The organism is Pseudomonas sp. LBUM1655, assembly GCF_059716085.1.
Genome location: NZ_CP166801.1, coordinates 1,791,798 through 1,815,540, shown reverse-complemented (window position 1 = coordinate 1,815,540; position 23,743 = coordinate 1,791,798). Strand labels below are relative to the sequence as shown.

26 protein-coding genes are annotated in these 23,743 nt (G+C 60.5%); 11 read left to right on the top strand and 15 right to left on the bottom strand.

Annotated elements, in window-relative coordinates; translation table 11 throughout:
- Window positions 1–131 precede the first annotated feature (131 nt).
- The 9 genes from gcl to ACA074_RS08115 all read left to right on the top strand — a co-directional run bounded on the left by gcl (window position 132) and on the right by ACA074_RS08115 (window position 11,406).
- On the top strand, window positions 132–1,907 hold the full coding sequence (gene gcl / locus ACA074_RS08155; RefSeq protein ID WP_007919935.1) for a glyoxylate carboligase: 1,776 nt from the start codon (window positions 132–134) through the stop codon (window positions 1,905–1,907).
- 192 nt (window positions 1,908–2,099) lie between these two features.
- The gene (hyi, locus tag ACA074_RS08150; protein WP_489878540.1) at window positions 2,100–2,882 is read left to right on the top strand and encodes a hydroxypyruvate isomerase; all 783 of its coding nucleotides are present in this window, start codon (window positions 2,100–2,102) and stop codon (window positions 2,880–2,882) included.
- Window positions 2,883–3,104: 222 nt separating this feature from the next.
- Window positions 3,105–3,998, top strand: coding sequence for a 2-hydroxy-3-oxopropionate reductase (locus tag ACA074_RS08145; protein WP_497678748.1), 894 nt, complete (start codon window positions 3,105–3,107; stop codon window positions 3,996–3,998).
- Window positions 3,999–4,152: 154 nt separating this feature from the next.
- A complete protein-coding gene (locus tag ACA074_RS08140) occupies window positions 4,153–5,427 on the top strand; it encodes a glycerate kinase type-2 family protein (protein ID WP_497678747.1) in 1,275 nt (424 codons plus the stop codon).
- The gene (gene pyk, locus ACA074_RS08135; protein WP_489878537.1) at window positions 5,424–6,839 is read left to right on the top strand and encodes a pyruvate kinase; all 1,416 of its coding nucleotides are present in this window, start codon (window positions 5,424–5,426) and stop codon (window positions 6,837–6,839) included. The genes ACA074_RS08140 and pyk overlap by 4 nt, the downstream gene beginning before the upstream one ends.
- Before the next feature lie 212 nt (window positions 6,840–7,051).
- Window positions 7,052–7,966: an urea transporter gene (locus tag ACA074_RS08130; RefSeq protein WP_497678746.1), complete on the top strand. Its 915-nt coding sequence runs from the start codon at window positions 7,052–7,054 to the stop codon at window positions 7,964–7,966.
- A 21-nt stretch (window positions 7,967–7,987) separates the two neighbouring features.
- Window positions 7,988–8,812, top strand: a complete 825-nt coding sequence (locus ACA074_RS08125) for an ion transporter (RefSeq protein WP_401271705.1) — start codon at window positions 7,988–7,990, stop codon at window positions 8,810–8,812.
- 103 nt (window positions 8,813–8,915) lie between these two features.
- Window positions 8,916–9,914 carry a sulfate ABC transporter substrate-binding protein gene (locus ACA074_RS08120; protein ID WP_401271703.1) on the top strand — a complete coding sequence of 333 codons (999 nt, stop codon included), beginning with the start codon at window positions 8,916–8,918 and terminating at the stop codon, window positions 9,912–9,914.
- Window positions 9,915–10,218: 304 nt separating this feature from the next.
- On the top strand, window positions 10,219–11,406 hold the full coding sequence (locus ACA074_RS08115) for an MFS transporter (protein ID WP_187677411.1): 1,188 nt from the start codon (window positions 10,219–10,221) through the stop codon (window positions 11,404–11,406).
- Window positions 11,407–11,446: 40 nt separating this feature from the next.
- On the opposite strand, the gene ACA074_RS08110 is transcribed toward ACA074_RS08115, so the two are convergent.
- From ACA074_RS08110 to ccmA, 12 genes are all read right to left on the bottom strand, one after another.
- Window positions 11,447–11,851: a type II toxin-antitoxin system HicB family antitoxin gene (locus tag ACA074_RS08110; protein ID WP_187677410.1), complete on the bottom strand. Its 405-nt coding sequence runs from the start codon at window positions 11,849–11,851 to the stop codon at window positions 11,447–11,449.
- Complete coding sequence (locus ACA074_RS08105; RefSeq protein WP_401271699.1) at window positions 11,851–12,063, bottom strand: type II toxin-antitoxin system HicA family toxin; 213 nt, start codon at window positions 12,061–12,063, stop codon at window positions 11,851–11,853. The genes ACA074_RS08110 and ACA074_RS08105 overlap by 1 nt, the downstream gene beginning before the upstream one ends.
- A 155-nt stretch (window positions 12,064–12,218) precedes the next feature.
- Window positions 12,219–12,623, bottom strand: a complete 405-nt coding sequence (locus ACA074_RS08100; RefSeq protein ID WP_401271692.1) for a hypothetical protein — start codon at window positions 12,621–12,623, stop codon at window positions 12,219–12,221.
- Window positions 12,624–12,648: 25 nt separating this feature from the next.
- A complete protein-coding gene (ccmI, locus tag ACA074_RS08095; protein ID WP_497658958.1) occupies window positions 12,649–13,848 on the bottom strand; it encodes a c-type cytochrome biogenesis protein CcmI in 1,200 nt (399 codons plus the stop codon).
- The gene (locus ACA074_RS08090) at window positions 13,845–14,315 is read right to left on the bottom strand and encodes a cytochrome c-type biogenesis protein (RefSeq protein ID WP_095190679.1); all 471 of its coding nucleotides are present in this window, start codon (window positions 14,313–14,315) and stop codon (window positions 13,845–13,847) included. The genes ccmI and ACA074_RS08090 overlap by 4 nt, the downstream gene beginning before the upstream one ends.
- Window positions 14,312–14,848 carry a DsbE family thiol:disulfide interchange protein gene (locus ACA074_RS08085; RefSeq protein ID WP_187677406.1) on the bottom strand — a complete coding sequence of 179 codons (537 nt, stop codon included), beginning with the start codon at window positions 14,846–14,848 and terminating at the stop codon, window positions 14,312–14,314. The genes ACA074_RS08090 and ACA074_RS08085 overlap by 4 nt, the downstream gene beginning before the upstream one ends.
- A complete protein-coding gene (locus ACA074_RS08080) occupies window positions 14,845–16,833 on the bottom strand; it encodes a heme lyase CcmF/NrfE family subunit (RefSeq protein ID WP_187677405.1) in 1,989 nt (662 codons plus the stop codon). The genes ACA074_RS08085 and ACA074_RS08080 overlap by 4 nt, the downstream gene beginning before the upstream one ends.
- A 3-nt stretch (window positions 16,834–16,836) precedes the next feature.
- The gene (gene ccmE, locus ACA074_RS08075) at window positions 16,837–17,292 is read right to left on the bottom strand and encodes a cytochrome c maturation protein CcmE (RefSeq protein WP_187677404.1); all 456 of its coding nucleotides are present in this window, start codon (window positions 17,290–17,292) and stop codon (window positions 16,837–16,839) included.
- A complete protein-coding gene (gene ccmD / locus ACA074_RS08070) occupies window positions 17,289–17,465 on the bottom strand; it encodes a heme exporter protein CcmD (RefSeq protein WP_011333085.1) in 177 nt (58 codons plus the stop codon). The genes ccmE and ccmD overlap by 4 nt, the downstream gene beginning before the upstream one ends.
- Entirely contained in the window at window positions 17,462–18,217 is a 756-nt protein-coding gene (locus ACA074_RS08065; protein ID WP_497678745.1) for a heme ABC transporter permease, read from the bottom strand. The genes ccmD and ACA074_RS08065 overlap by 4 nt, the downstream gene beginning before the upstream one ends.
- A gap of 78 nt (window positions 18,218–18,295) precedes the next feature.
- Window positions 18,296–18,964 (bottom strand): heme exporter protein CcmB, encoded by a 669-nt coding sequence (ccmB, locus tag ACA074_RS08060; RefSeq protein WP_085710502.1) that lies wholly within the window; start codon window positions 18,962–18,964, stop codon window positions 18,296–18,298.
- Window positions 18,961–19,596, bottom strand: a complete 636-nt coding sequence (ccmA, locus tag ACA074_RS08055) for a cytochrome c biogenesis heme-transporting ATPase CcmA (RefSeq protein ID WP_489878529.1) — start codon at window positions 19,594–19,596, stop codon at window positions 18,961–18,963. Before ccmA ends, ccmB begins: the two co-directional genes overlap by 4 nt.
- A 198-nt stretch (window positions 19,597–19,794) precedes the next feature.
- Here ccmA and fliK point away from each other — a divergent pair, with 198 nt between their 5' ends.
- Both fliK and ACA074_RS08045 read left to right on the top strand, forming a co-directional pair.
- On the top strand, window positions 19,795–21,369 hold the full coding sequence (gene fliK, locus ACA074_RS08050) for a flagellar hook-length control protein FliK (RefSeq protein ID WP_489878528.1): 1,575 nt from the start codon (window positions 19,795–19,797) through the stop codon (window positions 21,367–21,369).
- Window positions 21,366–21,695, top strand: a complete 330-nt coding sequence (locus tag ACA074_RS08045) for an EscU/YscU/HrcU family type III secretion system export apparatus switch protein (RefSeq protein WP_401271680.1) — start codon at window positions 21,366–21,368, stop codon at window positions 21,693–21,695. The genes fliK and ACA074_RS08045 overlap by 4 nt, the downstream gene beginning before the upstream one ends.
- A gap of 124 nt (window positions 21,696–21,819) precedes the next feature.
- On the opposite strand, the gene ACA074_RS08040 is transcribed toward ACA074_RS08045, so the two are convergent.
- The 3 genes from ACA074_RS08040 to ACA074_RS08030 all read right to left on the bottom strand — a co-directional run bounded on the left by ACA074_RS08040 (window position 21,820) and on the right by ACA074_RS08030 (window position 23,742).
- Entirely contained in the window at window positions 21,820–22,212 is a 393-nt protein-coding gene (locus tag ACA074_RS08040; RefSeq protein WP_401271677.1) for a DUF2802 domain-containing protein, read from the bottom strand.
- The gene (locus ACA074_RS08035) at window positions 22,213–22,698 is read right to left on the bottom strand and encodes a chemotaxis protein CheW (RefSeq protein ID WP_010456928.1); all 486 of its coding nucleotides are present in this window, start codon (window positions 22,696–22,698) and stop codon (window positions 22,213–22,215) included.
- Window positions 22,699–22,788: 90 nt separating this feature from the next.
- The gene (locus ACA074_RS08030; protein ID WP_401271675.1) at window positions 22,789–23,742 is read right to left on the bottom strand and encodes a CheW domain-containing protein; all 954 of its coding nucleotides are present in this window, start codon (window positions 23,740–23,742) and stop codon (window positions 22,789–22,791) included.
- Window position 23,743 lies beyond the last annotated feature (1 nt).

Here is a 23,743-nt window from a genome sequence, read left to right as displayed (position 1 = left end):
CACAGCAGAAAAGGCTTTCGACAAATGAAACAGCCGCTTGAGAAAATGGATTGACCTGCGCCGTCCGCCGTGAATACACTCTGCGCAAAGCCACTTGTATACAATTACAAAACGTAAAGAGGCACAAAACCATGAGCAAAATGAGAGCAATCGAAGCCGCCGTTCTGGTGATGCGCCGTGAAGGGGTTGATACCGCTTTTGGCATTCCGGGCGCTGCCATCAACCCGCTGTACTCCGCCTTGCAGAAAGTCGGTGGCATCGATCACGTCCTCGCTCGCCACGTTGAAGGCGCCTCGCACATGGCCGAGGGCTACACCCGCACCAAGGCCGGCAACATCGGCGTGTGCATCGGGACTTCCGGCCCTGCCGGTACCGATATGGTCACCGGGCTCTACAGCGCCTCGGCCGACTCGATTCCAATCCTTTGCATTACCGGCCAGGCACCCCGCGCCCGTATGCACAAGGAAGACTTCCAGGCGGTCGACATCACCAGCATCGTCAAGCCAGTCACCAAGTGGGCGACCACTGTTCTGGAGCCGGGCCAGGTGCCTTACGCGTTCCAGAAAGCATTCTTCGAGATGCGCTCCGGCCGTCCAGGCCCTGTGCTGATCGACCTGCCGTTCGACGTACAGATGGCCGAAATCGAATTCGATATCGACGCCTACCAGCCATTGCCGCTGGCCAAACCGACCGCTACCCGCGTTCAAGTCGAGAAGGCTTTGGCCTTGCTTGATCAGGCCGAGCGTCCATTGCTGGTGGCCGGTGGCGGCATCATCAACGCCGACGCCAGCGACCTGCTGGTCGAGTTCGCCGAACTCACCGGCATCCCGGTCATCCCGACCCTGATGGGCTGGGGCACCATCCCGGACGATCACCCGTTGATGGTCGGCATGGTCGGTCTGCAGACTTCGCACCGCTACGGCAACGCGACGATGCTCAAATCCGACGTGGTGCTGGGTATCGGCAACCGCTGGGCCAACCGTCACACCGGTTCGGTGGACGTATACACCGAAGGTCGCAAGTTCATTCACGTCGATATCGAAGGCACACAGATCGGCCGTGTATTCACGCCGGACCTGGGCATCGTGTCCGACGCCGCTGCCGCGCTGACCGTGTTCATCGAAGTGGCGCGTGAGTGGCAAGCCGCCGGCAAGCTGAAAAACCGCAGTGCCTGGTTGCAGGATTGCCAGCAGCGCAAAGCCAGCCTGCATCGCAAGACCCACTTCGACAACGTGCCGGTCAAACCGCAGCGCGTGTATGAAGAGATGAACCAAGTATTCGGCAAAGACACCTGCTACGTCAGCACCATTGGTCTGTCGCAGATTGCCGGCGCGCAGTTCCTGCACGTTTACAAACCGCGTCACTGGATCAACTGCGGTCAGGCAGGCCCTCTGGGCTGGACCATTCCGGCAGCGCTGGGCGTGGTCAAGGCCGATCCGAGCCGCAAAGTCGTGGCCCTGTCGGGGGACTATGATTTCCAGTTCATGATCGAAGAACTGGCGGTCGGCGCTCAGTTCAAACTGCCTTACATCCACGTCGTGGTGAACAACTCGTACCTGGGGCTGATTCGTCAGGCCCAGCGCGGGTTCGAAATGGACTACTGCGTGCAGTTGTCCTTCGATAACCTGAACGCGCCGGAACTCAACGGTTACGGGGTTGACCACGTCGCAGTTGCCGAAGGCCTCGGCTGCAAGGCACTGCGTGTGTTCGAACCGTCGGAAATCGCCCCTGCCCTGCGCAAGGCCGAACAGATGATCGAAGAGTTCAAGGTGCCGGTGATCGTCGAGATCATTCTGGAGCGTGTGACCAACATCTCCATGGGGACCGAGATCAACGCCGTCAACGAGTTCGAAGACCTGGCGCTGGTCGGCAACGATGCGCCAACGGCGATTTCGCTGCTCGATTGAACGTAATTAGCTCCCTCTCCCCCCGGGAGAGGGCTGGGGTGAGGGAAAGGTTTTGCGGTGCTCGCAAAATCGGGATCAGACTCAGGATTCCCCCTCACCCTAACCCTCTCCCCCAGGAGAGGGGACTGATCGCGTTTCATCCGACCAATTGCGTCATACCTGTTACACGAGAACCTACAACGGGAGACCACCATGCCGCGTTTCGCAGCCAACCTGTCCATGCTGTTCACCGAACAGGATTTCCTTGCCCGTTTCGACGCCGCCGCCAAGGCCGGTTTCAGTGGCGTGGAATATCTGTTCCCGTACGACTTCAGCTCCGCCGAAATCAAAGCCAGGCTCGACGCCAACGGTCTGACCCAAGTGCTGTTCAACCTGCCGGCCGGTGACTGGGCCAAGGGCGAGCGCGGGATTGCCTGCCTGCCGGATCGGGTTGAAGAGTTTCGCGCCGGTGTCGATCTGGCGATTGCCTACGCACAAGTGCTGGGCAACACCCAGGTCAACTGCCTGGCCGGTATTCGTCCGCAAGGTATCGACGATGCCACCGTGGAAAAGACCTTCGTCGCCAACCTCAAATACGCCGCCGACAAGCTCCAAGCCGTCGGCATCAAACTGGTGATGGAAGCGATCAACACCCGCGACATCCCGGGTTTCTACCTGAACAACACGGCGCAAGCCCTGTCGATTCGCGAGCAGGTCGGCAGCGCCAATCTGTTCCTGCAATACGACATCTATCACATGCAAATCATGGAAGGCGATCTGGCCCGCACCCTGCAATCGCACCTGGGCGAGATCAACCATGTGCAGCTCGCGGACAACCCGGGGCGCAACGAACCGGGTACCGGCGAAATCAACTACCGCTTCCTGTTCGAACACCTCGACCGCATCGGTTATCAGGGTTGGGTCGGTTGCGAGTACAAGCCGTTGACCACCACTGAAGCGGGCCTCGGCTGGCTGAAAACCCATAACGCAATCTGAGTTCGAGTGTTGAACCTTGATCTGGACTTGAAACCAGATCCCCTGTGGTGAGGGGATTTATCCCCGACCGACTGCGCAGCAGTCGTAAAACCGACACCCCGGATCGTACTGACTCACGCTAAAAACTGGGGCAGCTTTGCTGCCCATCGGGGATGAATCCCCTCGCCACAAAAGCTCATCGGTTCCAAACCGGGGGCAAGACAAAAACAAGAGGATTTTCTCATGGCTAAAATCGGATTTATCGGCACCGGCATCATGGGCCACCCAATGGCGGCAAACCTGCAGAAAGCCGGTCACAGCCTGTTCCTGTCGGCGCACCACGACGCGGCCCCCGCCGACCTGGTTGCCGCTGGCGCCGTCGCGTTGGCCAACCCGCGCGAAGTCGCGCAGGAAGCCGAATTCATCATCGTCATGGTTCCGGACACCCCGCAGGTCGATGACGTGCTGTTCCGCGCCGACGGCGTTGCTGCCGGTATCGGCAAAGGCAAAATCGTCATCGACATGAGCTCGATCTCGCCAACCGCCACCAAGGCGTTCGCCGCCAAGATCAACGAGAAAGGCGCGCAGTACCTCGACGCGCCGGTGTCCGGCGGTGAAGTCGGCGCCAAAGCCGCGACCCTGAGCATCATGGTCGGTGGCGATACCGATGCGTTCGAACGCGCGCTGCCACTGTTCCAGGCCATGGGCAAAAACATCACGCTGGTCGGCGGCAATGGCGACGGTCAGACCGCGAAAGTGGCGAACCAGATCATCGTTGCGCTCAACATTCAGGCAGTCGCTGAAGCCCTGCTGTTCGCCTCCAAAAACGGTGCTGATCCGGCCAAGGTGCGTGAAGCACTGATGGGTGGTTTCGCCTCCTCGAAGATCCTCGAAGTACACGGCGAGCGCATGATCAAAGGCACTTTCGATCCAGGCTTCCGCATCAGCCTGCACCAGAAGGACCTGAACCTGGCCCTGCAAGGCGCCAAGGAGCTGAACATCAACTTGCCGAACACCGCCAACGCCCAGCAAGTGTTCAGCACCTGCGCGGCCATCGGTGGCAGCAACTGGGACCACTCGGCGCTGATCAAAGGTCTGGAGCACATGGCCAACTTCTCGATTCGCGACAAAAAATAAAGCCTGCACAAAACCCTGTGGGAGCGAGCCTGCTCGCGAAAACGGTTGCACATTCAACATCCATGTTGGCTGACACACCGCCTTCGCGAGCAGGCTCGCTCCCACAAGGGTTCCGAGTTGCCCTTTCAAATAACAAGAATTCCGGGAGCCCGCCATGTCGGTCGATCCGCAACAACTGCTGCGCGAGCTGTTTGCCACAGCCATTGACGCGGCCCATCCGCAGCAAGTCCTCGAAGCCCATCTGCCTGCCGATCGCACCGGTCGGGTGATCGTCATCGGCGCCGGCAAAGCCGCTGCCGCCATGGCGCAAGTAGTCGAGCGCTGCTGGCAGGGTGAAGTATCCGGTCTGGTGGTGACCCGTTACGGTCACGGCGCCCCGTGCGAAAAAATCGAAGTGGTCGAAGCTGCGCATCCAGTGCCTGACGCTGCTGGCCTGGCCGTGGCCAAACGCGTGCTCGAACTGGTCAGCAACCTGACGGAAGACGACCGCGTGATTTTCCTGCTGTCCGGCGGCGGTTCCGCCCTGCTGGCCCTGCCGGCCGAAGGCATCACCCTCGCCGACAAGCAATCGATCAACAAAGCCCTGCTCAAATCCGGCGCGACCATCGGCGAGATGAACTGCGTGCGCAAGCACCTCTCGGCGATCAAGGGCGGCCGCCTGGGCAAGGCCTGCTGGCCGGCCACTGTTTACACCTACGCGATTTCCGATGTACCGGGCGACCTCGCCACGGTCATCGCCTCCGGCCCTACCGTGGCCGACCCAAGCACATCCGCCGAAGCGCTGGCGATCATCAAGCGTTACGGCATCGAGATCCCCGCGTCAGTGCGCAACTGGCTGCAAAGCCCTGAGTCGGAAACGGTCAAACCCGGCGACCCGAGCCTGGCCCGCAGTCATTTCCAGTTAATCGCCCGCCCTCAGCAATCGCTGGATGCCGCAGCGGTAAAATGCCGTCAGGCCGGTTTCAGCACGCTGATCCTCGGCGACCTGGAAGGTGAATCCCGCGAGGTGGCGAAAGTCCACGCCGGCATCGCCCGCCAGATCATCAACCATGGCCAGCCCCTGGCCGCGCCGTGCGTGATCCTCTCCGGCGGCGAAACCACGGTGACTGTGCGCGGCAATGGCCGTGGCGGACGCAACGCCGAATTCCTCCTCAGCCTGACCGACAGCCTCAAGGGCCAGCCCGGCGTCTATGCGTTGGCCGGTGACACCGACGGCATCGACGGCTCGGAAGACAACGCCGGCGCAATCATGACCCCGGACAGCTACGCGCGCGCCGCCGCCATCGGTTTGAGCGCCAGCGACGAGCTGGATAACAACAACGGCTACGGCTATTTCGCAGCGCTCGATGCGCTGATCGTCACCGAGCCGACCCGCACCAACGTCAACGACTTCCGCGCCATTCTGATCCTTGAGAACTCCAAATCATGACGCCTGATAAAAAGGTCAAAATCCTCGCCACCCTCGGGCCTGCGGTCGACGGCATCGACGACATCCGCGAACTGGTCGAGGCAGGGGTCAACATCTTCCGCCTCAACTTCAGCCACGGCGACCACGCCGACCACGCCAAGCGCTATCAGTGGATCCGCGAAGTCGAGCGCCAGCTCAATTATCCGCTGGGCATTCTAATGGACCTGCAAGGGCCAAAACTGCGCGTCGGCAAGTTCGCTGACGGCAAGGTGCAGTTGCATCGTGGTCAGGCGTTTCGTCTCGATCTGGATGCCACGCCGGGCGATGAACGTCGGGTGAACCTGCCGCATCCGGAGATCATCGCGGCGCTGGAAGCGGGTATGGACCTGCTGCTCGACGACGGCAAACTGCGCCTGCGTGTGGTCACCAAATACACCGACGCGATCGACACCACCGTGCTCAATGGCGGTGAATTGTCCGACCGTAAAGGCGTGAACGTGCCGCAAGCGGTGCTCGAGCTGAGCCCGCTGACCGCCAAGGATCGCCGCGACCTGAGCTTCGGTCTGGAGTTGGGTGTGGATTGGGTGGCGTTGTCGTTTGTGCAGCGTCCGCAGGACATGCTCGAAGCCCGCGAATTGATCGGCGACAAAGCCTTTCTGATGGCGAAAATCGAGAAGCCGTCGGCGGTCGAGCAACTGCGCGAAATCGCCGAACTGAGCGACGCGATCATGGTGGCCCGTGGTGACCTCGGCGTCGAAGTACCGGCCGAGAGCGTGCCGCAGATTCAGAAAAACATCATCACCACTTGCCGTGAACTCGGCAAACCGGTGGTGGTGGCGACGCAGATGCTGGAGTCGATGCGTTTCTCCCCGGCGCCGACCCGGGCCGAAGTCACCGACGTCGCCAACGCGGTGGCCGAAGGTGCTGACGCTGTGATGCTCTCGGCGGAAACCGCGTCCGGCGAATACCCGCTGGAAGCCGTGCAGATGATGAGCAAGATCATCCGTCAGGTGGAAAACGGCCCGGATTATCAGACGCAGCTCGACGTCAGCCGACCAAAAGCCGAGGCGACGGTTTCCGATGCAATCAGCTGCGCGATCCGGCGTATCAGCAACGTGCTGCCGGTGGCGGTGCTGGTCAACTACAGCGAGTCGGGCGCTTCCACTTTACGTGCGGCGCGGGAGCGGCCGAAAGCGCCGATCCTCAACCTGACGCCGAACCTGCAGACCGCTCGCCGCTTGAGCGTGGCGTGGGGGATTCATTCAGTGGTCAATGATCGTTTGCGGCAGGTCGATGAGGTTTGCTCGACGGCGCTGGAAATCGCCCAGGCGCAAGGTATGGCCGAGCGCGGTGACACGCTGTTGATCACCGCCGGTGTGCCGTTTGGGCAGCCGGGGTCGACCAACTCGCTGCGGATCGAAACGCTGATCTAACCCACATTTTTGATGTGAATACAAAACCTGTGGCGAGGGGATTTATCCCCGATGACTGCGCAGCAGTCACCGCTTTTAAGGGTGTGACGGTTTTCACAGAAAAACCGCACTCACTGATTGGGGGCCGCTTCGCAGCCCAACGGGGATGAATCCCCTCGCCACAGTTATTTACAAGACCTTTTGCTTTTCCAACTGCCCAGATTTTTTTCGCCATGCCTGCCAATCACTTCAACACCCACTGCCCCGACTGGGCCGAGGCTTTGCTCAACGGTTTCAGTCAGATATTCCTCCAGCGCCATCCGCTGTGCGGCATGCTGTGTCTGCTGGCGATCCTGCTGACAGCGCCAGTGCTATTCGCCGGTGCGCTGCTCGGTGCCGTCGCCGGATTGCTCACTGCGCAACGGCGCAACTACGCCAAGGCTGATCGCCAGGCCGGGCTGTTCAGCTACAACGGTGTCTTGCTCGGTCTGCTGTTGAGCCTGTATTTCCCGTGGTCACCCATGCTGCCGCCGCTGATTCTCGCTGCTGGCGGTTTGAGCGCGATGATCACTCAGCAATGGCTCAAACGCGTGCGGCTCAGCCAATCGATGCCCGCCTACACCACGCCCTTCGTGGGCATGAGCTGGGTGCTGCTGTGCTTTGCCGAGCCGTCCGCGCCGACAGCTCACATCGAGATGACGACGCTGAATCTGCTCGCCGCCGAACTCAGAGGGTTGGGCCAAGTGATGTTCCTCGGTCATCCGCTGGCGGGCGCGTTGATCGCCATTGGTTTGCTGTTCGCTGATCGTCGTGCTTTCGGCTGGGCTTTGCTGGCGTCTGCCGTCGGCCTCGGTTCTAGCCTGTTGCACCACGAAACCAGCGCGGCACTGCTCGGCCTCGGCAGTTACAACGCCATACTTGCCGCCCTCGCCTTCAGTGCCCAGCGCCGACAACCCTGGTTGCCGTTGCTCGGCATTGTTGTGGCGCTACTGGTCACGCCGCTGTTCGCCGCCATCGGCCTGGCCACATTGACCGCGCCATTCATCCTCGCCTGCTGGCTGATCCATGCCGGCATTCAGATGCTCGGCAAAGCCACGGTCGACGACGCGTCTTGCACTCATGGGGAGAATCAACCTAGGCTGCGCTGATCTTCGATTCGGGCGTTATCCATGGACAGCAGCAACAGTTGGCGTGAACGGCTTTACGTCATGATTTTCCAGAGCGACACCCTCGCCGGGCGGCGCTTCGACGGCATTTTGCTGTTGATCATCCTCGCCAGCCTGGTGATCGTGATGCTCGACAGCATCGACAGCATTCACCAGAACTACGCCGATGTGCTGGCGTACATCGAGTGGGGCTTCACGATCATCTTTCTCGGTGAGTACATCCTGCGTCTGTATTGCTCGCCCAAGCCGCTGCGTTACGCCTTCAGTTTTTATGGGCTGGTGGATTTGCTGGCGATCGTACCCGGGATACTTGCGCTGTATTACAGCGATGCGCAGTACCTGCTGATTATTCGAATTATTCGGATGCTGCGGATTTTCCGCGTGCTCAAGCTCAGCCCGTACCTCAAGCAAGCCAACTATTTGATGTCGGCGCTGCGCGGCAGCAAGCAGAAGATCGTGGTGTTTCTGGTCAGCGTCTGCACCCTGGTGACGGTGTTCGGCACGTTGATGTACGTGATCGAAGGCCCGGAACACGGGTTCACCAGCATTCCCAAAGGCATCTATTGGGCTATCGTGACCCTGACCACGGTGGGCTTCGGCGACATCGTGCCGAAGACACCGCTGGGTCAGGTGATTTCGTCGCTGGTGATGATCACCGGTTACTCGATCATCGCCGTGCCGACCGGGATTTTCACCGCCGAACTGGCCAATGCCATGCGCGGCGAACAACTGCAACACGACTGCCCGGTGTGCAAGAAAAACAGCCATGAACACGGCGCTGCGTTTTGCTCACGCTGTGGCAATCAGCTGTTCAAGAAAATGGAATAAGCACAGAGCTTTTTAATCTTTAAGCGACTATGCGTGCCCCGTTATAGTCGCTGGCAAATGGCCTCATTTTTGGCACAACACCCCACAGAACAAGGAATGCGCAGTGAAAAAACTCTTTGGCGCCTCACTTCTCGCCGCCGGTCTTGCCTTCGGCAGCGTGGCTCAAGCCGCACCGACTCTGCTGAACGTTTCCTACGACGTGATGCGCGATTTCTACAAGGACTACAACACTGCGTTCCAGAAGCACTGGCAAGCCGAGCACAACGAAAACATCACCGTGCAGATGTCCTTCGGCGGTTCGAGCAAGCAAGCGCGTTCGGTGATCGATGGCCTGCCCGCTGACGTCATCACCATGAACATGGCGACCGACATCAATGCCCTCGCCGACAACGGCAAACTGGTTCCTGACAACTGGGTCACGCGCCTGCCGAACAACAGCGCGCCGTTCACCTCGGCCACCGTATTTATCGTGCGCAAGGGCAACCCGAAAGCTCTGAAAGACTGGCCGGACCTGCTCAAGGATGGCGTGCAAGTGATCGTGCCGAACCCGAAAACCTCGGGCAACGGCCGTTACACCTACCTTTCGGCCTGGGGCTACGTTTTGAAAAACGGCGGTGACGAGAACAAGGCCAAAGACTTCGTCGGCAAGCTGTTCAAGCAAGCGCCAGTGCTGGATACCGGTGGCCGCGCCGCGACCACCACGTTCATGACCAACCAGATCGGCGACGTGCTGGTGACCTTCGAGAACGAAGCAGAAATGATCGCCCGCGAATTTGGTCGTGATCAGTTCGAAGTGATCTACCCAAGCGTCTCCGCCGAAGCCGAGCCACCGGTGTCGGTGGTCGACAAAGTCGTCGACAAGAAAGGTTCGCGCGCAGCGGCTGATGAGTACCTGAAATACCTGTGGTCGCCGGAAGGTCAGGAAATTGCTGCCGCCAACTACCTGCGTCCGCGTGACCCGGCGGTGTTGGCGAAGTACACCGACCGTTTCCCGAAAGTCGACTTTTTGTCGGTGGAGAAAACCTTTGGTGACTGGCGCACCGTGCAGAAGACGCACTTCAATGATGGCGGGGTGTTTGATCAGATCTACTCGGGCCAGTAAGGCTTAAGTGGCAAACAAAAAGGCGACCTCAACAGGTCGCCTTTTTCGTGGCCAGAATCCGCTCACCCCAGCCCTCTCCGGGAGGGAGAGTATTTGGCGCAAACATAAGCACGCTATCGAACTAGATGTAAGTGAATGTATCATCGACGCTCAACGGTCGGACGCAAGGTTCGCCGATGGGCGACACCACCCGAGCGTCACTCATTCCGCAATGGAATAACTGATATCGATCTGACGTTTCTACCGCCGGTTCGCCCCATCCTTTAGCCTCACCGCATTCACTTTCGCTGGATCGAGAAATCTTATGACCGCCACAACTCACGCAATGACCCGAGGCATGGTGCTGCTGTTCGCCTTCTGCTGCGGCGCCATCGTTGCCAACATCTACTATGCGCAACCGATCATCGGCCTGATTGCGCCGGACATCGGCCTGACCGACACCATGGCCAGTTTTATCGTCTCGCTGACACAGATCGGCTACGCGCTGGGTCTGTTCTTCCTGGTGCCGCTGGGTGATCTGCTGGAAAACCGTCGGTTGATGATCATCACCACCGTGGTGGCGATTGCCAGCCTGCTCGGTGCAGCATTTACCGATCAGCCCAACCTGTTTCTGCTGATCTCGCTGCTGGTGGGTTTCAGTTCGGTGTCGGTGCAGATCCTGATTCCGCTGGCCGCGCATCTGGCGCCGGAAGAATCTCGCGGACGCGTCGTTGGCGGGATCATGGGCGGCCTGCTGCTGGGTATTCTGCTGGCGCGGCCGGTGTCGAGCGTGGTCGCCGACCACTTGGGCTGGCGGGCGATGTTCATGATTGCTGCGGCGTTGATGGCGGCGATCAGCGTGGTGTTGGCGTTGACCGTACCCAAGCGCCAACCGGATCACAGCGCCACCTACGGGCAATTGATCGGTTCGCTGTGGACGCTGCTGCGCCAGCAACCGGTGCTGCGTCAACGCGCGTTTTATCAGGGTTGCATGTTTGCCACGTTCAGCCTGTTCTGGACCGCCGTGCCGCTGGAGTTGGCACGCAACCATGGCCTGTCGCAAAGCGAGATCGCGATCTTCGCCCTGGTCGGCGCCATCGGTGCCATCGCCGCCCCGATCAGCGGACGCCTGGCCGACGCCGGTCACACCCGCATCGCCTCGCTGCTGGCCATGCTGTTCGCCAGCCTGAGCTTCCTGCCCGCGTTCATCCACCCGGCCTACAGCGTGATCGGCCTGGCCGTGACCGGCGTGGTACTCGACTTCTGCGTGCAGATGAACATGGTGCTCGGCCAACGTGCGGTCTACTCGCTGGATGCGAAAAGTCGTGGTCGCCTCAATGCGTTGTACATGACCAGCATCTTCATCGGCGGCGCCTTCGGCTCCTCGGTGGCCAGCGCGGTGTTCGAGCATGGCGGCTGGTTGTGGATCGTGATTGTTGGCAGTGTTTTTCCGTTGTTGGCGTTGTTGCGGTTTTTGAGTGCATCGCAAGGGCGGTCGCTGGCGACTGCGTAAAACGTAAAAAAAATCGCGGGTCAACTGGCCCGCGATGTTTTCAATACCGAACCAACTTCTCCATCGCCGCATCCGCCAGAAAGGAAGAGCGGCTTTTGACATTGTGCTCGCGCACATAGCGGTCGATTCGCTGAATCACATAGCCAGGCAGTGTCACGTTGACCTTTTCGGTCTTGCCCAGGTACGGCGAGATATCCAGCTCCAGCATGCCCCAGCCCATCCCGGCGAACTCCGGATTATTGCGATGCGCCGCCGCAGAGGTCGGCATCGGAATCGACTCTCCGTCCGCCGCAATCTCCTGGAGCATGATGTGTGCGATCTCAACCGCAGCCTTGTAGGCATCTTCAAAGCTATCCCCCGCCGTCACGGCGCCGGGAATATCGGGGATCTGAATACCGATAGCGGTGTTCTCATCGCCCCACTCGATGCAGATTGGATATTGCATTATGGATCTCCTTCATAACTGGCTGGCGGGTTGTACAACCCCGCACGCCTCCTGATGCTTTTGACCGTCCCCAACGGCAAATCCTTTTTCGGGTGAGGGACGGGAATCGTGTATGGGTTGTAACGGTGCTTGAAGATGTGATGACTGCCGGTGACCCGATCCAGCGTCCAGCCTGCCTCCTCCAGCTCCTTCATCAATAGTCTGCTCTGCACCAACCGCCTCCTTGCTTCGGTCCAACAAAAATAACTCTAGAGTTATCTTTACTCAAGTACAGAAATCCAAAGAGCGACGCCCGGTTGTTTTACAGAGTGTGATTTATTGCAGCCACAGACAGCAAAACGGCGATCCGAAGATCGCCGTTTTTTCATTACTGCCCGAACCGCTTGCCCAACCCCGGCGGCACGCCGTGAATATCGGTGTCTTCCCATGGGCCGTTGGGGCTGACGGAGCGGCTCCAGCCATTGTTCCAGCGGAAGTAGGTGCGCTGTCGGTAGAAAGTGTTGGACTGGTCGTCGAGCACATAGACGCCGAGTTTCTGATCCCAGTGACTGTTGCCGCCGGGAGGTGGGGCGAAGCTGGCCGAGGTGCGTGGGACGGGTTTCGCGGGTTTGGCGGGAATGCTTTTGCCCGGTGTTGGCGAGGTCGACGGGGTCGGGCTCGGCTGCGATGGCGGGATCGGCGGCAGGTTAGTGCTCCGTCCCGGTGGTTGCACCGCACATGCGCTCAGGCCCAGGGCCAATGTGAGAACCGTGATTCGGGCGAGGGTGTGCATGGCGGTGCTTTCCTGTGTTGCCCGGTTACTTGTCCGGGCTGTCGATGGTCAATTTTTGCAGCGCGGTGGTGCTGCTGGCCAGAGGGCCGCTGCGACCGACCCACTCCCCTGCGGTCGGCTGACCGGCACGGGAGATGCGCGCAACCAGTTGGACTTCAGGAAAGTTCGACAGTTTCAACTGCGGCATCATGGCGTCGGCATCGCCCAGCTCGACGGTCACCGGCAGATCCGCCACGGTCAGGCGCTTGGCTGCCAGCGGTGCCGGTGGCCCGGACGTGGCGCGGGCGAAGATGAACACGCTGTCACCCGGTTGCACTTTGCCTTTTAGCTCGCTGGCCAGATCGACGCTGACTTTCAACAAAGCTGCTTTTGGCACTGTTGCCTGAGCGACCTTGCCGCCGCTGGCTTGCAGGCGTTCTGCGGCTCGCTCGATCCCGCCTTGCAACGCGGCACGGGAATTGTCCTGCGGCGGCAATTGCGCCAGCAGACGGTTCCAGTAATCGATGGCTTCTTGATAACGCTCGCCTTCGAAAGCGGCGATGCCGAGCAGGCCGAGGCTGGTGACTTCCTTCGGATCGGCCTTCAGCGCTTCATCGGTGAGGGACTGGATCTTGTCCGACCATTTTTTTCCGTCGGCGAAATACTGCGCCTGCGCCCACTGGCCGAGCAGCTCCGGCTGACGACCGGCGAGGTTGGCAGCGCGTTCGAACATCTTCGCCGCGTCCGCCGGACGCTCTTGAGCCATGTAGGTGCGACCGAGGAAATACAGGCCTTCAGCCGAATCCGGTTGCGCAGCAACGGCACGCTCCAGACGCTGGGTCATCTCTTCCATCGACTGCGGTGCCTGGGCGAATTCGCGAGTCAGCTCCACCTTGTCGGCAGCACCGAAGTGCAGATACAGACCCAGGCCCAAGACGGGCACCAGCACTGCCGCCAGCAGCGGCAACGGTTTGCCCAGCTTCGAGACGCGCGGCGCAGCCACACCTTCGGTATCGGCGAGCAGTTCACGCGCGGCTTCAGCGCGGCCGCTGTCCATTTGCGCGGCATCCAGCACACCTTCGGCCTGTTGCGACTGCAACTCGGCAACGCGTTCCTGATACAGCGCAACGTTGAGAGCAGTACGATCCTCTTCACGCTGGGCGCGGCGTTCACGCAGAACAGGGATCAGCAGAAAACTCAGGGCGACCAGAAGCAACAGCCCTGCGGCAAGCCAGAAATCAATCATTCTTGGTTTTTATCCAACAGTTGGTCGAGGCGCTGACGCTCTTCGATGGACAGCGCTTGCGGGGTCTCGGCGCGCTGGCCGCGACGTCGGCGAACGATCACCGCGATCACCACGAAACCACCGAGCAGCAGCCCGGCCGGGCCGAACCACAGCAGTGCAGTCTTGGCGTTGAGTGCGGGTTTGTAGCGGACGAAATCACCGTAGCGATCAACCATGAAATCGATGATCTGCTGATTGTCCTTGCCCTCGCCGAGCATGCGGAAAATCTCTTTGCGCAGGTCCGCGGCGATCGGTGCGTTGGAGTCGGCGATGTCCTGGTTCTGGCATTTGGGGCAGCGCAGTTCCTTGGTCAACTCGCGAAAACGCTCGCGATCACCTTCCTTGGCGAACTCGTAGGTGTCGATGGCGGCGTGAGCCACGCCGACCAGACTCAAACCCAATACCACGGCGGCTAGAAAGCGCTTCATGGCTTGGCCTCATCGACCAGCGCCTGATACTTGGCCGCGAGTTTTTCACGCCAGACCTGCTCGTCAATCACGCCGACGTACTTGTCGCGGATGATGCCCTTGGCGTCGATGAAGAAGGTTTCCGGAGCGCCGTACACGCCGAGGTTCAGGCCCAGCGAGCCTTCGTCGTCCCGGATGTCCAACTGATACGGATTGTGGAATTCGGCCAGCCACTTCAAGGCATCGGCGTTGACGTCCTTGTAGTTGATCCCGTAGATCACCACGCCGCGCTCGGCCAGCTTGTTCAGCACCGGATGCTCGACCCGGCAGGAAATGCACCACGTGCCCCAGACGTTGACCAGCGCAGGCTTGCCGAGAATATCGGCTTTGGTCAGGGTTTTATCACCCTGCACGTTTGGCAGCGAAAACTCCGGAAATGGCTTGTTGATCATCGCCGACGGCAGCTCCGCCGGATCAAGGTACAGACCGCGATAAAGGAATACCGCCACCAGCAGGAAAATCGCCAGTGGCACCAGCATCAACCAACGTCTCATGCAGCCGCTCCTGTCATGCCCAGCGCTTCACGCACCTTGGATTTCACCTTGACCCGATAACGCCGATCCAGTGCGGCCAGCAGCCCGCCTGCACCTGTGAGCAAGCCGCCGAACCAGATCCAGCGCACGAACGGTTTGACGTGTACGCGCACGGCCCACGCGCCGTTGTCCAGCGGCTCGCCGAGGGCGACGTAGAGGTCACGGGTGAAACCGGCGTCGATGCCGGCTTCGGTCATCACCGAGTTCTGCACGGTGTACAGACGCTTTTCCGGGTGCAGCACACTGATTTCCTTGCCGTCGCGGATCACCCGAATGGTGCCCTTGTCGGACGTGAAGTTAGGCCCTTCGAAGTGCTTAGCGCCTTCGAATACAAACTGATAACCGGCCAGGTTCATCGACTCGCCCGGCGCCAGACGCAGGTCGCGTTCGGCGCTGTTCTGGCTCGACAACACCACACCCAACGCGCAAACGGCGATGCCGAGGTGGGCGATCTGCATGCCCCAATAACTGCGGGTCAGGGTCGGCAGGCCTTTGATCAGGCCTTTGTGACGAGTCTTGTCGAAGATGTCGCGCACACCGGCCAGCAACACCCACGCAGCGAGCAGGAAAGTGGCGATAACGGCCCAGTTGAAATCGCCGTAAGCGACACCGGCCACCACTGCCAATGCGACGCTGCCCAGCAACACAGGAGTGAGCATGCTGGCCAGCCATTTAACCGGCGTGTCTTTCCAGCGTACGACCACACCCACCGCCATCACCAGCATCAGCAACGCCATCAACGGAATGAACAACGCGTTGAAGTATGGCGGGCCGACCGACAGTTTGGCGCCGCTCAGGGCATCGAGAATCAGCGGGTACAGGGTGCCGAGCAGAATCATCGACGCGGCCACGACCAATACCAGATTGTTGCCCAGCAGCAGGGTTTCCCGCGACCACAGGTTGAAGCCGACCTGACTCTTGACCACAGGCGCGCGCAACGCGAACAACGTCAGCGAGCCACCGACCACGAACAGCAGGAAGATCAGGATGAACACGCCGCGCTCCGGGTCGGAGGCGAACGCGTGTACCGAGGTCAGCACGCCGGAACGCACCAGGAACGTACCCAGCAGGCTCAGCGAGAACGCGGCAATCGCCAGCAACACCGTCCAACTCTTGAACACGCCACGTTTTTCCGTGACCGCCAGCGAGTGAATCAATGCGGTGCCGACCAGCCAAGGCATGAACGAGGCGTTTTCCACCGGGTCCCAGAACCACCAGCCACCCCAGCCAAGTTCGTAATAAGCCCACCACGAACCGAGGGTAATGCCGATACCGAGGAAGGCCCACGCCACAATCGTCCAAGGCCGCGACCAACGGGCCCACGCCGCGTCGAGACGACCGCCCATCAACGCGGCGATGGCGAACGCGAACGCCACCGAAAAGCCGACGTACCCCATGTACAGCATTGGCGGGTGAACGATCAGGCCGATGTCTTGCAACAACGGATTCAAGTCCGCGCCATTGCTGGGCATTTGCGGGAGGATGCGCTTGAACGGGTTGGACGTAAGGATCAGGAACAGCAGGAAACCGGTGCTGATCATGCCCATCACCGCCAGGACGCGGGCGAGCATGACTTGCGGCAACTGCCGGGAAAATACCGACACCGCGAACGTCCAGCCGCCGAGGATCAGTGCCCATAGCAGCAACGATCCTTCGTGAGCGCCCCACACCGCGCTGAATTTGTAAAACCATGGCAAAGCGGTATTGGAGTTGTTCGCCACATAGGCGACGGAGAAGTCATCAGCCATGAACGCGTAGGTCAGGCAGCCGAACGCGAACAGCAAAAACGCAAACTGCCCCCACGCGGCTGGCTGGGCCAGACTCATCCAGAAGCGGTCACCGCGCCAGGCACCGACCAACGGCACCACGGCCTGTACCAGCGCAAAGCACAGCGCCAGAATCATCGCCAAATGGCCGAGCTCGGGAATAAAAAGTGCGGAAGTCATCAATCAACCCTCCTTCGCTTGGGTCGGAGCGGATTGGCCGCTGTCTTTCAACGCCTTGGTCACTTCCGGCGGCATGTACTTCTCGTCGTGCTTGGCCAGTACTTCATCGGCAACGACCACGCCGTCGGCGTTGATTTTGCCCAGAGCGACAATGCCCTGCCCTTCGCGGAACAGATCCGGGAGGATGCCGCGATAGGTGATGGTCACGGCTTTGTTGAAGTCGGTGACGACGAATTTGACGTCCAGCGAATCCGGGGAACGTTGCAGCGAGCCCTTCTCGACCATGCCGCCGGCACGAATCCGCGTGTCCTGCGGCGCTTCGCCGTTGGCGATCTGGGTCGGGGTGTAAAACAGGTTGATGTTCTGCTGCAGGGCACTCAAGGCCAGGCCAACGGCAGCGCCGACCCCGACCAGAATGGCCAGAATGATGATCAGACGTTTCTTGCGCAGCGGATTCACTTGCCGTTCTCCCGGCGCAGACGACGCGCCTCTTGTTGCAGATAGCGCTTGCGGGCCGCGATCGGCGCCGCCACGTTAAGGATCAGCACCGCCAGACAGATGCCGTAGGCCGACCAGACATACAGGCCATGATGGCCCATGGCGAGGAAGTCGCCGAATGAAGCAAAACTCATCGCGCGGCCTCCAGACTGCTCTGCACTTCTTCTTTGACCCAACTGGCGCGGGCTTCGCGCTTGAGCACTTCAAGGCGCATGCGCAGCAACAACACGGCACCAAAGAAACAGTAGAAGCCCAACACCGTCAGCAGCAGCGGCAGCCACATTTCGGCGGGCATCGCCGGTTTTTCAGTGAGGGTGAACGTCGCGCCCTGGTGCAGGGTGTTCCACCACTCCACCGAGTATTTGATGATCGGGATGTTGATCACGCCGACGATGGCCAGCACCGCGCAAGCCTTGGCGGCGCTGTCGCGGTTGCTGATGGCGTTGCCCAGCGCGATCAAGCCGAAATACAGGAACAGCAGAATCAGCATCGAGGTCAGCCGCGCATCCCATACCCACCACGAGCCCCAGGTCGGCTTGCCCCAGATCGCCCCGGTGACCAGCGCCACGGCGGTCATCCACGCGCCGATCGGTGCGGCGCATTGCAGGGCGACGTCGGCCAGCTTCATCTTCCAAACCAGACCCACCACGCCGCACACCGCGAGCATCACGTAAATCGACTGAGCGAGCATCGCGGCAGGTACGTGAATATAGATGATGCGGAAGCTGTTGCCTTGCTGATAGTCCGGCGGCGCGAAGGCCAGGCCCCAGACGACGCCAACGCCAATCAACAGCAACGCAGCGATGCTCAGCCACGGCAAAAACTTGCTGCTGATGCCGTAGAACCACTTGGGCGAGCCGAGCTTGTGAAACCAGGTCCAGTTCATACTGTTTCCATCACGGTTGCCGCTCATCAGTGTGAGCGGTCTCAGGGTCTTTGCTGGTTAAATTTTAACCAGACCTCATTATTCGCCGACGCTGATCTTCAGGCCAGCCGCTATTGCAAAGGGTGTCAGGGTGATCGCCAGGGCGGTCAGGCTACCAAGCCACAGCAGATACCCGGTCGCCGGCATGCCTTGCAACGCCGCTTGCAGGGCGCCACTGCCAAGGATCAACACCGGGATGTACAACGGCAGAATCAGCAGCGCCAGCAACAGGCCGCCACGTTTCAAACCGACCGTCAGTGCCGCGCCCACCGCGCCGAGCAAGCTCAGCACCGGTGTCCCCAGCAGCAACGAAAGCAGCAACACCGGCAGACAAGCGGCAGGCAAACCAAGCATCAACGCCAGCAAGGGCGAGAGCAACACCAGTGCCAGTCCGGAAAAAAGCCAGTGTGCCAGCACCTTGGCCAAGACCAGAAGAGGCAGCGGGTGCGGCGAAAGGACCCACTGTTCCAGGGACCCGTCTTCGAAATCACTGCGAAACAGCCCGTCCAGCGAAAGCAGGACCGACAAAAGTGCGGCCACCCAGACTAACCCCGGGGACAGGTTTTGCAAGACTTGAGTTTCCGGGCCGACGGCCAGCGGGAACAAAGCGATGACGATGGCAAAGAAAATCAGCGGATTGGCCAGTTCCGCCGGGCGGCGAAACAGCAGTCGGGACTCACGGGCAACCAGCAGGCCGAACACACTCATACTGCCCAGTTCCCCAGATCGATGTCGCGATAACCGGCCGGCATCCGGCTCAGGGTGTGGTGGGTGGTCAGGACGACGAGGCCGCCGCGCTCACAGTGCCCGGCCAGGTGTTCTTCCAGTTGCGCCACGCCCTGCTTGTCGAGGGCGGTAAACGGCTCATCGAGAATCCACAGCGGCGGGCTGTCCAGATACAACCGCGCCAGCGCCACGCGGCGTTGCTGGCCGGCGGAAAGCGCGTGGCAGGGAACATCTTCGAATCCGCGCAATCCTACGGCTGCCAGTGCCTGCCAGATCGCCTCGCGTTCGGCGGGTTGATGCAGGGCGCAGAGCCAGGACAGGTTTTCTTCCGGGGTCAGCAGATCCTTGATCCCGGCGGCATGGCCAATCCACAAGAGGTTGCGCGCCAGTTCGCCGGGCTGTTCGGTCAAGGGCTGGCCGTTGAGCAACACCTGGCCGCTGGTCGGTTGCATCAAACCGGACAACAATCGCAAAAGGCTGGTTTTACCGCTGCCGTTGGGACCGCTGATCTGCACCATATCGCCACTGGCCAGTCTCAATTCGAGATTTTCGAAGAGCAGTCGCAGGTCTCGCTCACACGCGAGGGCAACGGTTTGCAGGACAGGACTGGTCAAGGGATCACGGGCCTTATACGGTTCAAGTCGGCTCTGGCGCGGCCGTTAAAGAGATGCAGCATAGATGCATTGACGGCTCGATCTAGAGAGCTGCGTCAAACAATTGCTATGTTTTTTTGAACGAAGCGCAAGACGGGCGGCATTATACATGCCGTGCCTTACTCTCAAGAGTGCAATTTCCTCAGGTTGTGTCCGCGTATGACAGGCGAAATGAACATCCTCCCGCTCCCGCCAACCACCCCGGCGACCGCTCGCCCGCAGGTCGGCGAACTGCTCAAGCTGCTGACGCCAGTCGAAGGCTTGATCGGTGCCGGGCAAAGCGCCAAGGCTGAGGTGTTGTCGCTTAAACAGGCAGATCAGACCTTTCAATTGTTGCTGAAGGTGACACTGGACAGCGGCCGCCAGACCACCGTGCAAGCGACCAGCAATCTACCCCTGGCGCAAGGCACCAGTCTGGCAATCACTCAACCGTCAGCGGGCAATCTGGCGATTACCGTGCAACAGGCGATTGCCAGCAGCGTGGCCACCCTCACCCGCATCGATACTGCGCAATTGCCGGTGGGCACGTTGCTGCAAGGCAAAGTCGTGACTTCGCAAGCTTTGCCACAGACGCCGGGGCAAGCGACGGTTTTTCGTTCGATGGTCAGTTTGCTCAACACGGCGTTGAGCGGGAGCACATTGACGATCGACAGCCCGCAGCCGTTGCGCATCGGGACTTTGCTCTCGGCGCTGGTGCAGGATTCGCAAACCCTCAAGTTCGTGCCCTTGAGCAACCGTCAGGAACAATTGGCGGTGAGTCAGCAACTGGTCGGCCAGCAGAGTCGCCAGGCGTCGCTGAACGGTTTGTTGAATGCGCTGCAAAGCCTGCCGCCAGCCACCGATCAGACATCGGCGGATTTGCGCGCCGTGGTCGACAAACTGCTCGCCAGCCTGCCAGACGTGCAGCAGATGAGCACTGCCAAAGGTGTCGCCCTGGCGCTGGCCAACAGCGGCGCCTTCCTCGAAGCCAAACTGCTCACCGGACAAAACCCTACGCTGGTCCCGGACATGAAAGCCGATCTGCTCAAGCTGATCGCACAACTGACCCCGGGCCTGCCGAGCAGCACCAGTTTCAACGCCATCATCGCCGCCAACACCCTGGCGCAGGCGCTGCCGAGCTTCGTGCGCAACGCGCTCGGCACCCTCGGCCAGGTCAGCGCGAAACCCGTGCCGAGCAGCTTCCCCCTGCCCGACCGCTTGCTGCAAAGCCTGGAAGGCGAAGGCGATCTGGAGCAATTGCTGCGCCTCGCCGCCGCTGCGGTATCGCGCTTGCAAAGCCATCAACTGTCGAGCCTGGAACAGACCGGCGTCACCGATGACGGCCGCCTGCTCAGCACTTGGCAACTGGAAATCCCCATGCGCAACTTGCAGGACATCGTGCCATTGCAGGTCAAGTTCCAGCGCGAAGAAGCGCCGCAGAAAGACCCCCAACCCGACGAGCGCCGCGACGAACGCGAACCGAAGCAACAACTGTGGCGCGTCGATCTGGCGTTCGACATGGAGCCGCTCGGGCCGATGCAGATTCAGGCGCAGTTGATCGCCGGCAGCCTGTCGAGTCAGCTGTGGGCCGAACGACCGTACACCGCCGACCTGATCGAAAACAATCTGGCCGCGCTGCGTCAGCGTCTGCTGGATCGCGGCTTGAATGTCGGCGATCTCGACTGCCACCTCGGCACCCCGCCGCAAGGCAACCAAACCCGCCTCGAACACCGCTGGGTCGACGAAACCGCATGAATGACACTACCGCTCCACGCCAGGCCATCGCCCTCAAGTACGACGGCAACCACGCCCCGACCCTCACCGCCAAGGGCGACGAAGAACTGGCCGAAGAAATCCTGCGGATCGCTCGCGACTGCGAAGTGCCGATCTATGAAAATGCTGAACTGGTGCGGCTGTTGGCGCGGATGGAGTTGGGCGACAGCATTCCCGAGGAGCTGTACCGCACCATCGCCGAGATCATCGCGTTTGCGTGGAATCTGAAAGGGAAATTCCCCGAGGGACGGGATCCGGATGCGCCGATGGTCGAGAAGGACGTCACCGATCGCGGGGATGATTACTGAGGTTTCAAAGGCGCTTTCGCGAGCAGGCTCGCTCCCACATTTGGCCGCGCTCCTACTGGAGGAATGCGATCGAATGTGGGAGCGAGCCTGCTCGCGAATAGCGCTTTGAGCTTGAGCGCAAAAATCAGCTCTTGTGCAACTTGCGCATCAACTCCGCCTCAGCCTGGGTCAAACCGCAGGACTGAGTCAGTTCATCAACGCTCGCGCCCATGCCCACCAGTTTCGCCGCCTGGGCGAACGAAAGGCTCGACGGGTCGCGCTGTTCCAGCTGAACAATTTTGTCCGGCAACGGACCGACTACCGCGCGCAGCTCGTGCAGGGCCTCGCCCATGTGCACATTGCCGTTCTGGTAGTCGTCAACGCGCTTGGCCAGGTCCTTGATGCGCTGATCACGCAGCGCATCGCCCTGAGCCTGTTGCGCAGCGATGACCCGCTGCGCCTTGATGTACGCCAGAAACATCGCCAGCGTGCCCGCCCAGAAGAGGAACAGGACAATGACCGCAACCTCGAGAATCAATCAGATGTTCTCCAGATCCGACCATTCTTCTTCGCTCATCATCTTGTCCAGTTCGACCAGGATCAGCAGTTCGTTGTTCTTGTTGCACACGCCTTGAATGAACTTGGCCGACTCTTCGTTACCGACGTTCGGTGCGGTTTCGATTTCCGACTGACGCAGGTAAACCACTTCCGCCACGCTGTCGACCATGATCCCGACCACTTGCTTGTCGGCTTCGATGATGACGATACGGGTGTTGTCGCTGATCTCGGCATTCATCAGGCCGAAGCGCTGACGGGTGTCGATTACGGTGACCACGTTACCGCGCAGGTTGATGATGCCCAGCACGTAGCTTGGCGCGCCCGGCACCGGAGCGATTTCGGTGTAGCGCAGCACTTCCTGAACGCGCATCACGTTGATGCCGTAGGTTTCGTTGTCCAGCTTGAAGGTCACCCATTGCAGGATCGGATCTTCAGAACCTTTTGCATTCGTCGCCTGACTACTCATACCCTGACCCCTCGAAAAAACCGCACTGAGCGGTGTGTGTTCTGTGTGGCGGCATTCAACAATGCCGTCGCCTGATTGTTATGTCGGCTGCTATGTCGGTTTATGTAGCGGCTTGCTGCCGCCCAAGTGCTTTGCCCCACCGCTGGCGATCAACTCGGCCAGTGCGGAAACGTCCAGCAATGCACACATGTGCTCAATCACGGTGCCGGCGAGCCATGGCCGCTGACCCCGGTGACTTCTCCATTTGATTTCATTCGGATCAAGACGCAACGAACGGCTGACCTGATGCACCGCCAGGCCCCACTCGTAACCTTGTACCGAAATCACGTACTGCAAGCCCTGACGGAAGTCATCACGATAACGATCCGGCATGACCCAACGCGCGGTGTCCAACACTTTCAGGTTGCCGGCCTGGCTCGGCAGAATCCCGAGGAACCATTCCGGCTGACCGAACAGCGGTGTCAGCTCGTGACCGGCCAGCGAATAGATCGAGCCGAGGCACACCAGCGGCACGGCAAGGGTCAGCCCGGCAACGTCGAACAGCAAACATTCGAACGCTTCGGAGGCCCAGGCCGGACGGCCGTCGGTTTCCACCGGCGGCGGTGTGTTGCTCGGCGGCAGATGCACTTCCACCAGTGGCGGCACCAGCGTCTGTTCGACGGGTGCGGGCACGACTGGCGCAGGCTCGACCACTGCCGGTTCCGGTGTGGTCTTCAGCAACTGAGTTTGCAGCAGCGGTGCCAACGTCGAGACCGATGCGCGAACCGGTTCGGCTTCTTCGATCAACGCCACCGGTGCTTTGGCAACTGGCGCCATCGCAGGCGCGGCAACCGGCGTGACAGGTTTGGCGGCTTTCTGCGCATCACGCGCCTGCTCTTCCAGCACGGCAGCCTGGAATTCATCCAGCGCTTCAGCGCTTTCAATCACCTCAGGCTGTGCCGCAATCTGCGCCGGCAATTCGTCGGGAATCTCCTCCAACAAACTGTCCAGATAAGACTGCAACGCCAACTGCGGCTTCGACGTCGATTTCAGCGGCCGATTCATG